This is a genomic window from Amycolatopsis sp. CA-230715 (assembly GCF_018736145.1).
In the GTDB taxonomy this organism is placed as follows: domain Bacteria; phylum Actinomycetota; class Actinomycetes; order Mycobacteriales; family Pseudonocardiaceae; genus Amycolatopsis.
Genome location: NZ_CP059997.1, coordinates 3886787 through 3902540, shown reverse-complemented (window position 1 = coordinate 3902540; position 15754 = coordinate 3886787). Strand labels below are relative to the sequence as shown.

Sequence of the window (15754 nt, the reverse complement as noted above, 5' to 3'; positions counted from 1 at the left end):
GCGCAACATGCGGATCGTGGTCGTGAACAACTTCTTCCCGCCCCGGGTGGGGGGAAGTGCGCACATGTCGGCCTCGCTCGCCGAGCAGTACGCGGCGAACGGGCATGAGGTACTGGCCGTCACGGCGGCCTACGGGGACGCCCCCGCCGAGGAGGAAAAGCACGGGTACCGCGTGGTGCGGCTGCCCGCGATGAAGATGCCGCAGATCGGCCTGTCGATCGACTTCGACATGACGTTCTCGTCGGTGCGGCCGGGAAACTGGCGCAAGCTGCGCAAGCTCCTCGACGAGTTCAAGCCGGACGCGGTGCACCTGCACGGGCAGTTCTTCGACCTGTCGTGGATGGCGGGCCTCTACGCCCGGCGTCGCAACATCCCCGTCGTGCTGACCATCCACACCCTGCTGATCAGCGAGAAGAAGCTGTACGGCGCGGTGTTCCGGTTCCTCGACGCGTGCCTGGTGCGGCCGATCCTCGGCTACATCAAGCCGCGCTACGTCATCCTCGACAAGCTCGGCGTCGACTACTGCGTCGAGCGGTACAAGACGAGCGACGCGAACTCGGACTACTACCCGATCGCGGTCGACACCGAGCACTTCGAGAAGCCGCTGACGAAGGACGTGCGCGCGGAGAACGAGATCGGCGACGCGCCGCTCATCGTCTCGCTCGGGCACGTCATCCCGCTGCGCAACCGGCTGCCGCTGGTGGAAGCCATGCCGGGGATCCTGGAAAAGCACCCGGACACCAAGGTCGTCGTCGTCGGCCGCGTCTACCACGACGCGTTCCTCAAGCGCGCCGAAGAACTCGGCGTGAAGGACGCGTTCATCGTGAAGGGCGCGGTGCCGAAGGACGACGTGCCCGCCTACTTCGACGCCGCGGACATCGTCACCCACGACCTCAACGGCGGCTGCGGCACCGCGTCGCTGGAGGCCATGCTGTCCGGCACGGCGACCATCGCGTCCGCCGCGCTGGACAACTACCCCGGGATCGAGCTGCGCAACGGCGAGAACATCCTGTTCGTGCCGCCGGACGACCCGGCCGCGGTCCGCGAGACCGTCGTCGAGCTGCTGGACGACCCGGCGAAGCGCGAAGCGATCGCCAAGCGTCAGAGCGCGATGGTCCGCGACAACTTCGGGCTCGACGTCGTCGCGGGCGAGCACCTGCGCACCTTCGAGAAGCTGGTCGCCGAAAAGGCGGGGAAAGACGGCTGATGTTCTTCGACGACGAGCGCAGCAACCGCCTGCGCCCGCAGATCCTGACCGAACTGGTCGGGGAGTACATGAACGACGCCGAGCGGGCCAAGCTGTACGGCCTGCCGGAGAGCACCCGGATCCGCCAGCGCGCGAAGATCGTCAGCCCGGAGAACCTGAAGATCGGCGAGCACTGCTGGATTGGCGAGGGCGCGGTGCTCGACGCGAGCGGCGGGCTGGAGATCGGCGAGCACACCAGCATCGGGCTGAACACGCTGGTGTTCACGCATTCGAGCTGGCTGGCGAACATGACGCTGCAGAACCACTCCGGCAGCGACCTGATCGAGCGCAAACCGGTGCGGATCGGCAAGGGCTGCTTCATCGGCGGGCTCGTGGTGATCATGGCGGGCGTGACGATCGGCGATTTCGCCACCGTGCAGCCGAACTCCGTGGTGGCCAAGGACGTCCCGGCGCGCTCGCTGGTGGCGGGCAACCCGGCGCGGGTGTTCCAGCGCTACGACGAGGAGTACATCGCCTCGGAGGTGGACCGCGTGCGCACGGAGAACGAACGCAGGCGCGCGCTGGCGGAAGAACGCGGCGACGCCCCGTCCTGGGGTGCTCCCGCGGGCGAGTTCACCCCGGAATCCTGAGCCTTCAGGCCGCCCCCGACGGAGCGCGTTTAGCCCGCTAATCGCACTTCGGGCGGCGCTTGCCTCTCACGGCCCTGTTCAGTTGCCATGAGGGCACTCAGTGCCGTGTTGAGTCAGTGCCGTCATGGTGGCCATCAGGGATTTCGCGGCCCCCGCAGCGGAGCCGCGAAATCCCCTCGGGCACCTTCGGGGATCTGAATGCCCCCGAACGCGGCCCTTTCGACGCGAGCGGCCCCCTGCCGAGGTGGATCCCGTGGAGTGCGTTTGGCCCGCGAACTGCACTTCGGGCGGGCGGCATTTTCCCGGCCAAGTCCCCGAAGGTGACTTTCGGAGCATCCAGCGCCCCGATGGTCACTTTCGGGGCATGCGCCGCGGGCCGACGAAAATGCGAAGGGTGGATTCGCGGCATCTACTGCCCTGAAGGCCACCTTCGGGGCATGGCGCCGCATGCCCCGCTGAGCGCAACGCGTCAGGACGAAGAAGAGGAACGGCGGCGGCGCAGGGCGAGCGTGAGGGCGGAGAGCCCCGTGGTGGCGGCGACGGCGAGGACCGTGATGAGCGCCCAGGTCGGCAGGTCCATGCCGTCCGACGTGCGAGTCGCCGCGGCTTCGATGTAAGCGTGTGTGAGCTGCATCGTCGCTGCCCCCCGGTGCCGGCTGGTTTGCGAAGCCTAGATAATCGCGCGGCCCGGCGGATCCGCCAAGCCTTCTTTCGTCGGTTACCGACCGGTTTCAGGCGTGCCCGGTCGGTAACCGGCGGATAACGGCTCAGACCTTGGCGTTGGCCTGGTCGAGCACATCGGACACGACGCGGTGCGACGGGATGATCGAGTCGCGTTCCTCCGCGGCGTCCACCTTGCCCTCCAGCAGGTCGACGAACCGGTCGAGCTGGGTCGCGAGGGGCTCGCGGGCGGAGACGAGTTCCGGGATCTCGATGACGGTCTGCTGGCGGTAGCCGAGGCCGTCCGGCGAGGCCGAATCGTGCGACACGTGCCGGTAGATGGTCACGTCGCGGCGCAGCAGGTCGATCTCGATCAGCCGGTCCAGTTCGGACACCACGAGCGACCGGACCTTGCGCTGCCCCAGCCGCGAGGCCGACACGGTGGCGAGTCCACTCGGGAACGACAGCACCGTCTCGATGGTGTCCTCCGCGCCTTCCACCGACGACGGGTGGAAGTAGCCAGCGCCCGAGGTGACCCTGGACGGCGTGCTGCCGCCGAAGAACTGGATCGCGATGTCCACGTCGTGCACCAGCAGGTCCCACGCGACACCGGTCTTGATCCGCGGCGCGTACGGGCCGTGCCGCCGCGCCATCAGGTGTACCGGCTCGTTGACCAGCGCGCGGGCGGTCATCACGGCCGGGTTGTAGCGCTCCAGCAGCCCGCACATGAGCGGGATGTCCTTCTTCGCCGCGAGCCCGACGACCTCCTCGGAGGCTTCGAGCGTGTTGCATACCGGCTTTTCCACCAGCAGCGGCTTGTCCTGGCCGAGCACCTCGAGCGCGAGCTGGTGGTGCACCTCGGTCGCCGAGGCCAGCACGACCGCGTCCACATCGGACAGATCGCCGATCTCGGGCGACCACCGGGTGTCGAAGCGGTCCGCGACGGCGCGGCCCGCTTCCTCGCGCGGGTCGATGACCCTGGCCAGCGAAACCCGGTCGTTCTGGGAAAGCACCCTGGCGTGCAGCGAGCCCATGGACCCGGTGCCGACGAGTGCGATGCGGTGCGTCATGCGCCAAGAACCTCACGAACGGTCGCGATGATGGTGTCCACTTGGGACTCGGTCAGTTTCGCGTGCACGGGCAGTGAAAGTGCCTGCGCGGCAACCGAAGCGGCCACCGGAAAGTCCTTAGTGGACGCTTCGGGGATGAGCGGGTGGTCGCGGTAGCACTCGTAGTCGAAGACGATCTTCGGGTAGTAGATGCCGTTGCCGACGCCCCGCTCGGTGAGCGCGGCGGCGAGCTCGTCGCGCGAGAGCATCGCGTGCGGGCCGACCAGCACGGTGTACTGGTGCCACACGTGCTCGCGGCCGGGCAGCACGGCGGGCAGCGTGAGCCCCGGCGTGCCGGCGAGGCCGTCGGACAGCCGCTTCGCGTTGGCCTGCCGCGCCGAGGTGAGCTCGTCCAGCTTCTCCAGCTGCGGGATGCCGACCGCGGCGTGCAGATCGGTCATCCGGTAGTTGTGGCCCGCCACCTCGTACTGGTAGCGGGCGCGCATGCCCTGGTTGCGCAGCACGCGCAGCCGGTCGGCGAGCTGGTCGTCGTCGGTGGTGATGACGCCGCCCTCGGCCGTGGTGATGTTCTTGGTCGCGTACAGCGAGAAGCAGCCGAGCCCGAACGACCCGGCGCGCCTGCCGTCGAAGGAGGCGCCGACGGCCTGCGCCGCGTCCTCCACCAGGTGCAGGCCGCGTTCGGCGGCCAGGGGGGCGAACTTGCCCATGTCCGCGGTCTGGCCGTAGAGGTGCACCGGCATGAGCACCTTGGTCCTCGGCCCGATCGCCGCGGTGACCTGGTCGGGGTCGACCGCGAAGTCCTCGCGGGAGATGTCGGCGAAGCGCACGGTCGCGCCCGCTTCGAGGATCGCGTTCAGCGTCGCGACGAAGGTGAACGGGGAGGTGATCACCTCGTCACCCGGCCGCAGGTCGAGCACCTGCAGCGCGGCGACCAGCGCGGTGGTGCCGCTGTTCACCGCCACCGCGTGCTTGGTGCCGGATACGGCGGCGAAGGCGTCTTCGAAGCGCTTGACCATCGGCCCCTGCGCGATGGCGCCGGATCGCAGCACCTCGACCACAAGGGACTCCGCGTCGCGGACATCGACCACGGTAATGGGAATCATTCAGCAGTCTTTCCCTAGTCGGCAGGCAGTTTTCACGTGTCGGGTACAGTGGGCTCCCGGTTCGTACGGCCAGCCCGCCCCAAACGCGGGCCACACGTTACCGGGCGTACGCGCCCACCCATGAAACCAGGTTGTAACTTGAGCGCCTACGAACGGATCACCTAGTGCCCAATCGCATCCATCCGACGGCCGTCATCGGCGACGGCGTCGAGCTCGGCGACGACAACGTCATCGGCCCGTACACGGTGATCGTGGGGCCCGCGGTCCTCGGCGACGGCAACTGGATCGGCCCGCACGTGACGATCGGCACCCCGGGCGAGGACCGTACCGGCCCGCACCCCGTCGCGTGGGAGGACGCGCCGACCGGTGACCCGGAGGCCGACGGCCACGGCGTCCGGATCGGCAGCCGCAACCGGATCCGCGAGTACGTCAGCATCCAGCAGGGCACCTGGCGGGCCTCGGCGCTCGGCAACGACAGCTACGTGCTGCGCGGCAGCCACATCGGGCACGACGTGGTGGTCGACGACCAGGTCACGCTCGCCTGCAACGTGCTGCTCGGCGGCCACACGCACGTCTGGTCGGCGGCGAACCTCGGCATGGGCACGGTGGTGCACCAGGGCGGCCGGATCGGGCCGGGCGCGATGGTCGGCATGGGCTCCGCGGTGCGCCGGGAAGTGGGCGCGTTCACGATCAGCGTCGGCAACCCGGCCAGGGTCACCGGCGTCAACGTAGTGGGCCTTTCGCGCCGGGGGCTGGACGAAGCCACCATCGAGGCGCTGTCACCCTGGTTGAAGGGCAAGGGGGACCTGCCGGGAGACGGCCTGGTCGACCGCCTGCCGAGTGACCTCTCTACCTTGGTGAAGGCGTGGGACGAGCGCCCGCGCGACGAGCACTGACGATCGAAGAGCAAAGGACTGACATGGCCGAAATCGCTGGCAAGCTGCGCGAGGTGTTCGTCGAGGCGCTCGACCTCGACGAGGGCACCGATGTCGAGAACCTGAAGTACCGCGACATCGAAGCGTGGGACTCGGTCGGTCACATGGCGCTCGTCGCCGCCATCGAGGACGAGTTCGATGTGCAGTTCGACACCGACCAGGTGATCGACATGAGCAGCTTCAAGGTCGCCACCGACATGGTGAAGGAGCTTCAGGCCGCCAATGACTGATCTCAGCGGGAAGGTCGCGCTCGTCACCGGCGGCACCCGGGGGATCGGGCTGGCCACGGTCCGCGCGCTCGCCGAAGCGGGCGCCACGGTGGTCCTCACCGGCCGGGACGAAGCTAAGGCCAAGGAAGCGGCCGCTTCGGTCGAGGGCAGCGTGTCGGGCCAGGCGCTCGACGTCACCGACGCGAAGGCCGTCTCCACGCTGGTGCGCGGCGTCGCGAAGGAGCACGGACAGCTCGACATCGTGGTCGCCAACGCGGGCATCCTGGAGGACGCCCTGCTCGGCATGATCCGCGAAGACCTGGTCGATCGGATGATGGCGACCAACGTCGGCGGCACGATCCACACCGTGCAGGCCGCGGCGCGCGCGATGATGCGCAAGAAGACCGGCGCCATCGTCGTGCTGGCTTCGATCGTCGGCGAGCACGGCAGCGCCGGTCAGACCGCGTATGCGGCGTCGAAGGCCGCGGTGGGCAACGTCGCGCGCTCGGCGTCGAAGGAGCTGGGCCGGTACGGCATCCGCGTCAACGGCGTCGCGCCGGGCGTGATCGAGACCGCGATGACCGAGCACCTCGGCGAGGAGATCATCGCCGACCGGATCGAGGACACCTCGCTGCGGCGGCTCGGCAAGCCGGAAGAGGTCGCGAAGGCGATCCGGTTCCTGGTCAGCGACGAGGCGTCGTTCGTGACCGGGCAGATCCTTGGTGTCGACGGAGGGCTCGTTCTGTAATGACTTCGCTGGTGGGTGCCGGGGCGCGGCTCGTCGACGTCGCGTCGGGGCGGACGTTGTCCGGTGACGAACTGGCCGCCGAGGTGGCCGCGGCCGGCGAAGAGCTCGCCGCGCTGCCCGCGGGCGTCCTGTTCGCGCGGACCGCGATCGACCTCGACAGCGTGCTTCGCTACCTCGGCGCGTTCGAGTCCGGTCGCGCGGTCGCCCTGATCGACCCGGCGCTCGACGCGGACGTCCTGTCCGGCCTGGTGGAGCGCTTCCGCCCGGCCGCGGTGCTGTCCGCCCCGGAAGGGGACGCGCCCGCCGGGTACCGCGCCGAGGACGGGCGCTGGCTGCGCGAATCGGCCGAGGGCGTCGCCCCGCACCCCGACCTGGCGGTGCTGCTGCCCACCAGCGGGTCGACCGGCAACCCGAAGCTCGTGCGGCTTTCGCGCCAGGCGATCCTGTCGAACGCCGACGCGATCGCCCAGGTGCTCGCCATCGACGCCGACGAGATCGCGCCCACCTGCCTCCCGCTGCACTACAGCTACGGGCTTTCGGTGCTCAACTCGCATCTGCTGCGCGGCGCGACGATCGTGATCGAGTCGTCCGGCGTGCTCGGCCGCGGCTTCTGGGACGCCGTCGACGAGCACAAGGTCACTTCGCTCGCGGGGGTCCCGTACCACTACGAGATGTTGCGGCGCCTCAAGTTCGACCCGGCGAAGTACCCGAGCCTGCGCACGATCACGCAGGCGGGCGGCAAGCTGCGCACCGACCTGGTCACCGAGTTCAACGACAAGATGGTGGCCGCGGGCGGGAAGATGTTCGTGATGTACGGGCAGACCGAGGCGGCGCCGCGGATGGCGACCGTGCCCGCGGAGGCGCTGGCCGAGAAGATCGGCTCGGCCGGTCCCGCGCTGCCCGGCGGCGAGTTCAAGATCCGCCGCGACGACGGCGAGGAGACCACGCACCCCAAGATCGTCGGCGAGGTCGTCTACCGCGGGCCCAACGTGATGATGGGCTACACGGAGAACGAAGCCGAGCTGGCGAACGGCGACGACATGGGCGGCGTGCTCGCCACCGGTGACCTCGGCTACCTCGACGAGGACGGTTACCTGTTCATCACCGGCAGGCTCAAGCGGATCGGCAAGGTCTTCGGCAACCGGGTCAGCCTGGATGATCTCGAGCAGGCGGTGCGTTCGGCACAGGTGGGCATCGACGTCGTCGCGGCCGTCCCCGGCGGGGACAAGGTCGTGCTGTTCGCCGAAGGCGTCGAAAAGGACGTCTGCAAGGCGGCTTCACGCGCGCTGTCGGAGCGGCTGCACCTGCACACCAGCGGTTTCGACGTCCGGCCCATCGACACCGTGCCGCTGCTGGCCAGCGGCAAGATCGACTACCGCACCCTGGAAGGCCGGGTATGAGCGAGACCGTTTTCAGCCTGTCGCAGCCCGAGCGGGAGAAGATTCTCCTGCCGGAGCTGGCCGAGCTGACCGCGCACCACCGCGCGAACTCCGAGGGCTACGACCGGATCCTGTCGTCGCTGGGCGTCCCGCGTGAGGGGCGCTTCGACACGATCGCGGACCTGCCGTGGCTGCCGGTGCGCATGTTCAAGACGCACGACCTGAAGAGCGTGCCGTCCGACGAGGTGTTCAAGACGCTGACCTCCTCGGGCACCACCGGCGCGGGCGCGTCGCGGATCTACCTCGACAAGGCGGCCGCGGCGGCGCAGACCAAGCAGCTCGGCGCGACCCTGCAGACCGTGCTCGGCGGGGACCGGCTGCCGATGCTGATGGTCGACACGGTCGGCATCATCAAGAACCGGCGCTCGTTCTCCGCGCGCGGTGCCGGCGTGCTCGGCATGGCGAACTTCGGCCGCAAGCACGTCTACGTGCTCGACGAGAACGACAAGCCGGACGTCGAAGCGGTCAAGGAGTTCCTCGCGAAGCACGGCGACCAGCCGTTCCTGATCTTCGGCTTCACCTTCATGGTGTGGCTGTACCTCTACGAAGTGGCGCGCGAGCACAACCTCGACCTGTCGAACGGGATCCTGATCCACTCGGGCGGCTGGAAGAAGCTGATCGACCGCGCGGTGGACAACACCGAGTTCCGCCGCCGGTTCAAAGAGGACACCGGGCTGCACCAGATCTACAACTACTACGGGATGATCGAGCAGATCGGCACCGTGTTCCTCGAGGGCCCGTCCGGGAACTCGTTGTACTGCCCCGATTTCGCCGACGTGGTGATCCGCGACCCGCAGACCTGGGAAGAGCAGCCGGTGGGCAAGCCGGGCGTGATCGAGGTCGTCAGCACGCTGCCGCGGTCCTACCCCGGCCACGTGCTGCTGACCGAGGATCTCGGCGTCTACAACGGAATCGACGACGGGGACTGGCCGGGCAAGCACTTCTCGGTGCTGGGCAGGCTGCCGAAGGCGGAAGCCCGCGGCTGCTCCGACACGTTCTCCGGAGGGCAGGCGGCATGAACGCGTTGACCCAGCGTTTCCCGCTCGGCGAAGGTATCGAGGTCGACGCGCTCGTCGACCAGCTCCGCGCCGAGCCGGAGGGCGGCAGGCTGACCGTCGGCGACCCGCGCGTCGTGGAGTTCCTGACGAAGTTCGCCCGCAAGCTGCTCGCGCCCGCCACCGCGCGCCGGTTCCCCGAGCTCGCTTCGCTCGGTTTCTTCCTGCGCAAGGGGGAAATCGCGAAGGCACTGTCCAGTGTGGAATCCGAAGGCGACGCGATGCGCTTTCCGCGCGGGCTCGTCTTCCACGTTCCGCCCGCCAACGTGGACACCATTTTCGTGTATTCGTGGGCGCTTTCCGCGCTCGCCGGGAACCACAACGTGGTGCGGGTTTCCTCGCGCAGCGCCGGTGCCGCGGAAACGGTGATCGACGCGCTCAACGCCGCTCTGTCCGATGTAGACGAAGCGACCGCGAGGGCGATCACCGCCACCCAGCGGATGGTCACCTACGACCGCAGCGACGCGATCAGCGGCGCGCTGTCGAAGGCGGCGGACCTGCGCGTCATCTGGGGCGGCGACGCCTCGGTGAACGCGCTGCGCCAGTACCCGCTGGCCCCGCACGCCCGCGACCTGACCTTCCCGGACCGCTCGTCGTTCGCGATCGCGTCGGTCAAGGGCTGGCAGGAGTCGTCCGAGGCGGAGCGCAAGGCCGCCGCCGAGGGCTTCTACAACGACTCGTACTGGTTCGACCAGGCAGCCTGCTCGTCACCGCGCGCGGTGTTCTGGGTCGGCGACGCCGACGGTGCCGCCGCGGCGGGCGCGGAGTTCCGCAAGCTCCTAGCAGGGGTACTCGCGGTGAAGGAGCACGTCACCGAGCCCGCGATGGCCGTGCAGAAGCGCGTGTCGGCCTACGGTGCCGCCGTCGACGGGTTGATCACGAAGATCTCGTTCGACGGTGCGGGCGCCGACGTCAACGGCGTGGCCACGCTGGAACTGGCCGACTCGGCGGTCATGCCGCGCGAGTGGCTCGGGGCGGGCACGTTCGCCCACGGGAGTGTGCGTACCCTGGACGAGATCGTGCCCATTGTGGTGCGGAAGGATCAGACGGTCAGCCAATTCGGATTCACCCGCGAGGAACTGGTTGACTTCGCAAGCAAAATGGCGGGGCGGGGTGTTGACCGAATTGTTCCGTTCGGGTCGGCGCTGACCTTCTCCGCGATCTGGGACGGCTACGACCTCCTCGGCGAGTTCAGCCGCCTGGTGACCGTGAACACATGATTACCGCCTACAGTGCCCCGTGTGGCCCTTGAGGAGACACGACCGCAGATGACCACCGTCGAGTCGGAGGTGGACGAGTCTTCGGACCCGGCCGAACCCGACCAGGCCAAGGCCAAGAAGCCGCCGAAGTCCACCAAGGCCAGGCTGATCGATGCCGCCAGGATCGTCGCGATCCTGCTGGCCATCGGCTTCCTCGCGAAGCAGCTCGCGGACAATTGGGCCGAGTTCTGGCGCACGCTGGGCGATCTCGCCTGGCAGTCCACGACGCTGTCCATGGTGGCGCTGGTGCTCAGCATCGCGGTGTCCACCCGGGGCTGGCAGGCCATGGTCGACGACCTCGGCAAGCCGATCGGCTACTTCCGCAGCGCGCAGATCTGCCTGGTCGGCTCGCTCGGCAAGTACGTGCCGGGTGGCCAGGTGTGGGCGGCGCTGCTGCAGATGGAGCTCGGCAAGAAGGCGGGCCTGGCCAGGGCGCGCATCTTCACCGCGTCGCTGATCCAGCTCGGCGTCGGCATCGTGGCCGCGCTGGTGCTCTCGCTGTTCGCGATGCCGTCGGTGTTCGCGAACAGCCCGAACGCCGCGTGGCTGATGGTCGGCATCCCGATCGGCCTCGTCGCGCTGCACCCGAAGGTGCTGACCTGGGGCACCTCGCTGGTGCTGAAGATCCTGCGCAGGCCGCCGCTCGACCACAAGCTCGGCCTCAAGACGATCGGGAACGTCTTCGGCGCCAACCTGGGCGCGTGGGCGTTGCAGGGCGTGCACCTGTGGCTGCTGGCGAACTCGATCGGCGCGCCCGGTTTCGGCGGGTTCGTCCAGTGCATCGGCGCGATGGCGATCGCGATGACCGCGGGCACGTTCGCGTTCCTGCTGCCCGGCGGCGTCGGCGTCCGCGAGGCCGTGCTGGTGGCGGTGCTGACCGCGACCGGCATCACCGCGGGCCAGGCGCTCACCGTGGCGCTCGTGTCGCGGGTGATGTTCATCGTGGCGGACGTGATCACCACCGGTGCCGCCGCACTCTCGGTGAAGTTCCTGAAGGCGCCCGCCGCCGAATAAGCCTCGTTCGGAAAGGCCCGCCCGGATCGCTCCGGGCGGGCCTTTTTCGCGGAGTTGTCCACACTCGACCTTCCCCTGTGGACAACTCGCCTTATTTCCCTGTCGACACGACGGCACCGGTAGACTGGGCTGGGGTCGCCCCCCGGGATCGGGTGGGGGATGTACTCCGGTATTGCTGGGGAGAAGTGCTGGTCAGCGGGTCAGGCGGTAGATCACCGAGACCTCGTTCCGGTACACCTCGTGCAGGAACGGCAGCCGGTCCAGGTCGGTCAGTCCGGCGGGGCGCGGCGCGTGCGCGGGGTAGCCGCCCGAGCCGAGGATCACCCAGCGCACGTTCAGCCGCCGCACCGCGTCCCGTACCTCCGGATCCGTCTCGTACCGGTTGAACCGCGCGGCCAGCAGGCGCGCGTCGGGGGGTTGCACCGCACGGTCGAAATGCCCGGCGACGGTTCGCACCCCGCTCAGCGCGTAGGTCCACACGGAGCCGTCGGCGCGGTCGTTCATCGCCCAGTCACCTGGTTCCGCCAGCTTGCCCAGCTCCACCATCGCGGCCGCCTCCGCCCGGCTCACCGGCAGGTCCCGCACCGGCCGGGTGGTGTTCGTCGCGAACCCCGGCATGACCACCCCGGCGTCGGTCGCGGTGTACAGCACCCCCGTCCCCGCGACGAACGCCGCGAACACCACCACCGCGGCCGGGACCGCGCCGCGCGCACCGGTCAGCGGCCGGATCGCCCGCAGCCCGTCGCGCACCAGCCGCTGCACCTCCGCGATCCCGTGCGCCGCGAGCAGGCACAGCGGCACGGTCGCCATCGCGATGAACCGGTACGGGTCGTCCCACCACGGCCGCGACAGCGCCATCACGAACGGCGCGTTCGTCGACATCACCGCCACCGCGAACACGCCGATCAGGACCGCCGTGCCCGCCACCCAGCGCAGCCGCCCGAGCCGCACCGCGAACACGCAGCCGATAAGCAGCGCCACGCTCAGCACGAACTGCGGTTCCGCCTCGAAGTGCTGGAACGTCAGCAGGGTGCCGACCGCGGTGTTCCACTTCGTCGTCGCGGGCCAGCCGAGGTACGGCACGTCCCCGGTCGCCAGCCCCAGCGCGCCGAACAGCTGCAGCCACGCCACGAGCACGCACACCACCGCGATCGGCAGCAGCACCAGCAGATCGCGGCCCGCCTCGCGCAGCCGCCGCCCCGCCCAGTGCTGCGCGAACAGCGGCAGTCCGAACAGGACACCGGCGAACAGCGTCGACGAATGGATCGTGAGCAATCCCACCGCGGCGCCGACGAGGACGAACCCGGTGTCCGCCGCGGGACGGACGAGATAGCGGTGCAGTGCGACGGCGCCGAGCGGAGTCAGTGCCAGCCCGAGCAGGAACGGCAGCAGCGGGCCGTGGTCGAGCGACTCGTAGAACAACGTCACCGGCGCCACGCACACCAGCGCGGTGGCGCCCGCGAGGACCGCGCGCCCGCGGAAGTACCGCACGAGCACCACCATCGACAACGCCAGCAGGCCGGGAAGCAGCATCGCGTGGGTGTCCAAAATGGACGGGATATCCGCGCCGCTGAGGCGGTACGCGATCGAGCCGACCAGGTGGTAGGCGTTGGGGTAGAACAGGCTCTCGCCCGGCGCGTACCAGTTCGTCGAGCTGGTCCCGGTGAGCCCGCCGTCGCCGGTGTCGGCGATGTAGCGGATCCCGTTCCCGTGGTACACCCCGTCGAAGCCCTGCGGGATCGCGTTGATCGTGCCCATTCCCCGGAGCACCGTGTACGCGCCGATGACCGCGCCCGCGAGCAGGCACACCACGACCCCGGCATGGCCCCAGCCGCCCCAGAGCGGCTCCTCGCGCGGCGGACTGTCCTTTCTGGACGCGAACCGCCTCGCCCCGTACGCGATCCCCGTCACGAGAACGACAGCGGCCAAGAAGGACACCACGGTGAAGGGGATGCCGACGGCCGCGTACCACGGCCCGGCGAGCCCGGCGATCGCGTACCCGAGCAGCGGCGCGAACCCGACGAGCGACCAGCCGCGCAGCCCGGCCGCGAACCCCGCCACCGCGCCGGGCGCGAACAGCACCGCGAGGTACAGCGCCACGGTGAAGATCTGCGCGGTCGTACCGGGTGCGGACGGCAAGGTTCCTACCTAGGTGGGCACGGGAGGGGCTGACGGCCGATCCTCTCCCCGCGCGGCCCCGCTTTCGGGGTTTGGTGAGCGAGACGACCCGATCTACCCCCGATCGGGTTACACCGGTGTTTCGGATAGCCTCGCCGGGGAAAATCCGCTGGTCCGTAGGAGTCCGATGACCGCCTCTGGTGTTGTGTACCCGCTCGTCGGGCTCCTGGTGCTGGTCGTGCCGGGCCTCGCGTTGCAGCTCGCCGCCGGGGTGCGCGACAAGCTGTGGCTCGCCGCGCTGACCGTGCCCGCCAGCATCGGCGTGTACGTCGTCGCCGGGGTGGTGTCCGGGATCCCCGGCATCGCGTTCAACGTCGTCGAAGTCCTCGTCGTGACGGTCGTGCTGGTCGCCGTCGTGTTCGGCGTCGCCGCGCTGGTGCGCCGCCGCACCGGGCCGGTGGGCGCGACGGCGGTGGCGGAGCCGCCGTCCTGGCTGCCCGTCCTGCCGGGCAGGCTCGTGCTCGCCGCCCAGATCGTCGGCGCCCTGCTGTGCCTGCTCGCGATCGCGCTGTCGTTCCAGCCGTGGCGCTCCGGCCTCGGCGGCTGGGACACGTTCCCGCAGGAACACGACACGATCATCCACACCGTGCTGGTCGGCTACATCGCGCACACCGGCAACGGCGCGCCGTGGGAGCTGCTGCCGCTCGACATGCTCACCGGCCAGCCGGTGTCGTTCTACCCCTCCGGCCTCCCGCTGACCGCCGCGCTTTCCGGCGAACTGGCCGGTGGCCCCATCGTCGGCTTCAACGTCGTCAACGCGCTGTGCGCGGGCCCGGCGTTCGTGCTGGGCAGCGCGGCGCTCGTGGCCGCGGTGCTGCGCCGCCTCAACGCGGGCCGCGACTGGACCGCGCTCGCCGGCGGCGTCGCCGCGATCGTCGCGGCCGGGCTCTACCGGCCGGGCGTGAACCTGCTGCACGACGGCGGCATCGCGCCCAACGCGGTCGCGATGAGCCTCACCCCCGGCCTGATCGCCGCGGTCATCACCATCGGCCGCGGCCAGTGGCTGCGCGCCGTGCTACTCGGCCTCGGCGTGGCAGGCGTGTTCGCCGTGCACCCCAGCATGGTCGCCAGCGTCGGCGGCAGCCTCCTGGTGTTCTGGATCGTCGAGGCGTTCACCAGCAGCGGGCGCGCCGCCTGGAAGGGCCAGCTGCCGATGCTCGCCGTCGGCGCGGTGATCGCGGCCGTCGCGGCGGCCGGTCAGCTCATCGGCTCGGTCGGCCAGGCCACCCGCACCGGCAGCTGGCAGCCCGACATCGGCGCGGCGCCCTTCGGCGACGCGGTCGGCACCAACCTCGTGCTCAGCTACGGCGGCTACTTCGACCCAAAGCAGGGGTACGCCCAGCTCGCCGCCGGGCTGCTCGCGCTGCTCGGCGTCGCCGCGGTTCTGATGACGCGGCGCGCGTGGGGCGCGCTCGCGATGTGGCTGTTCTGGATGTTCGTCAGCGTCGACTTCAAGGTCAGCCCCACCAGCGGCTTCGGCTCACTGATCGGGTCCGCGTTCTACAAGTCCTACGTGCGGATCCAGGCGCACGTTTCGCTGTTCGTGCCGCTGCTGGCCGCGCTCGGCGTCGTGTTCCTCGCGATCGGCGCGGCCAAGCTCGCCGCCAAGTGGGAACGCCTCCCGGCCTTCGCGAGCGCGCTGCGCAAGCCCGCGGTGCCCGCCGCCGTGCTCGTCGGGCTGATCCTCGTGGCCTACCTGCTCGGGGCTTCGCGCCAGTACGAGCACATGAACGCCAAGATCGTCGCGCAGCGCTACGCCGCGCCCGAGTTCGTCCGCGTCAACGACGACGACCGCAAGGCGGCCGACTGGCTCAAGGCGCACGTCGAACCGGGCGAGCGCGTGATGAACAGCGCCAACGACGGCTCCACCTACTCCTACATCGCCGACGACGTGCCGGTGGTGAACGTGGTGACGCTCGGCGCGATCCAGGCGCCCTACACCTACGAGCTGCTGAAGTCGTTCCGCGACTACCCGACGGACCCGAAGATCCGGCAGCTCCTGCTGTCCCTCAACGTCGCCTACGTCTACACCGACTCCGAGGCGCCGACGATGGGCGCCGGGCCGGGCGCGCCGAACAACTGGCTCGGCGAACCGACCTTCAAACTCGCCCCCGGCCTCCAGCACCTCGACGGGCTTCCCGGTCTGTCGGAGGCGTTCACCTCGGGCACCGTCAAGATCTACCGCCTCGACCGGACCGCCTTGGAAAGCACCACGCCATAGGGAACCCGGCCCCGCTTCACGTGCATC

General features: G+C 69.7%; 14 protein-coding genes. 10 read left to right on the top strand and 4 right to left on the bottom strand.

The window, feature by feature from the left end; genetic code table 11:
* The first annotated feature begins 7 nt into the window (after positions 1-7).
* Positions 8-1207, top strand: coding sequence for a glycosyltransferase family 4 protein (locus HUW46_RS18415; RefSeq protein ID WP_215548443.1), 1200 nt, complete (start codon positions 8-10; stop codon positions 1205-1207).
* On the top strand, positions 1207-1836 hold the full coding sequence (locus tag HUW46_RS18410; protein WP_215548442.1) for an acyltransferase: 630 nt from the start codon (positions 1207-1209) through the stop codon (positions 1834-1836). The genes HUW46_RS18415 and HUW46_RS18410 overlap by 1 nt, the downstream gene beginning before the upstream one ends.
* A 469-nt stretch (positions 1837-2305) precedes the next feature.
* Here the strand turns inward: HUW46_RS18410 and HUW46_RS18405 are convergent, their stop codons facing one another.
* From HUW46_RS18405 to HUW46_RS18395, 3 genes are all read right to left on the bottom strand, one after another.
* Positions 2306-2470: a hypothetical protein gene (locus HUW46_RS18405; protein WP_215548441.1), complete on the bottom strand. Its 165-nt coding sequence runs from the start codon at positions 2468-2470 to the stop codon at positions 2306-2308.
* A gap of 133 nt (positions 2471-2603) precedes the next feature.
* Positions 2604-3566, bottom strand: coding sequence for a Gfo/Idh/MocA family protein (locus HUW46_RS18400; protein WP_215548440.1), 963 nt, complete (start codon positions 3564-3566; stop codon positions 2604-2606).
* Positions 3563-4669: a DegT/DnrJ/EryC1/StrS family aminotransferase gene (locus HUW46_RS18395; protein ID WP_215548439.1), complete on the bottom strand. Its 1107-nt coding sequence runs from the start codon at positions 4667-4669 to the stop codon at positions 3563-3565. Before HUW46_RS18395 ends, HUW46_RS18400 begins: the two co-directional genes overlap by 4 nt.
* A 164-nt stretch (positions 4670-4833) precedes the next feature.
* Between HUW46_RS18395 and HUW46_RS18390 the strand changes: the two genes are divergently transcribed.
* From HUW46_RS18390 to HUW46_RS18360, 7 genes are read left to right on the top strand one after another with little or no spacing between them, the layout of a single operon-like run.
* Positions 4834-5565 carry a UDP-N-acetylglucosamine acyltransferase gene (locus HUW46_RS18390; RefSeq protein ID WP_215548438.1) on the top strand — a complete coding sequence of 244 codons (732 nt, stop codon included), beginning with the start codon at positions 4834-4836 and terminating at the stop codon, positions 5563-5565.
* Between the two features lie 23 nt (positions 5566-5588).
* The gene (locus HUW46_RS18385) at positions 5589-5834 is read left to right on the top strand and encodes an acyl carrier protein (RefSeq protein ID WP_215548437.1); all 246 of its coding nucleotides are present in this window, start codon (positions 5589-5591) and stop codon (positions 5832-5834) included.
* The gene (locus HUW46_RS18380) at positions 5827-6561 is read left to right on the top strand and encodes an SDR family NAD(P)-dependent oxidoreductase (RefSeq protein WP_215548436.1); all 735 of its coding nucleotides are present in this window, start codon (positions 5827-5829) and stop codon (positions 6559-6561) included. The genes HUW46_RS18385 and HUW46_RS18380 overlap by 8 nt, the downstream gene beginning before the upstream one ends.
* A complete protein-coding gene (locus HUW46_RS18375) occupies positions 6561-7961 on the top strand; it encodes an AMP-binding protein (RefSeq protein ID WP_215548435.1) in 1401 nt (466 codons plus the stop codon). The genes HUW46_RS18380 and HUW46_RS18375 overlap by 1 nt, the downstream gene beginning before the upstream one ends.
* On the top strand, positions 7958-9019 hold the full coding sequence (locus HUW46_RS18370; RefSeq protein WP_215548434.1) for a LuxE/PaaK family acyltransferase: 1062 nt from the start codon (positions 7958-7960) through the stop codon (positions 9017-9019). The genes HUW46_RS18375 and HUW46_RS18370 overlap by 4 nt, the downstream gene beginning before the upstream one ends.
* Complete coding sequence (locus HUW46_RS18365) at positions 9016-10275, top strand: acyl-CoA reductase (RefSeq protein WP_215548433.1); 1260 nt, start codon at positions 9016-9018, stop codon at positions 10273-10275. Before HUW46_RS18370 ends, HUW46_RS18365 begins: the two co-directional genes overlap by 4 nt.
* A 48-nt stretch (positions 10276-10323) precedes the next feature.
* On the top strand, positions 10324-11328 hold the full coding sequence (locus HUW46_RS18360; RefSeq protein ID WP_215548432.1) for a lysylphosphatidylglycerol synthase transmembrane domain-containing protein: 1005 nt from the start codon (positions 10324-10326) through the stop codon (positions 11326-11328).
* Between the two features lie 192 nt (positions 11329-11520).
* On the opposite strand, the gene HUW46_RS18355 is transcribed toward HUW46_RS18360, so the two are convergent.
* Positions 11521-13467 carry a DUF6541 family protein gene (locus tag HUW46_RS18355; RefSeq protein WP_254126295.1) on the bottom strand — a complete coding sequence of 649 codons (1947 nt, stop codon included), beginning with the start codon at positions 13465-13467 and terminating at the stop codon, positions 11521-11523.
* Positions 13468-13633: 166 nt separating this feature from the next.
* On the opposite strand from HUW46_RS18355, the gene HUW46_RS18350 reads away from it, so the two are divergent.
* Positions 13634-15727, top strand: coding sequence for a DUF6541 family protein (locus HUW46_RS18350; protein WP_215548431.1), 2094 nt, complete (start codon positions 13634-13636; stop codon positions 15725-15727).
* The last annotated feature ends 27 nt before the right edge of the window (positions 15728-15754 follow it).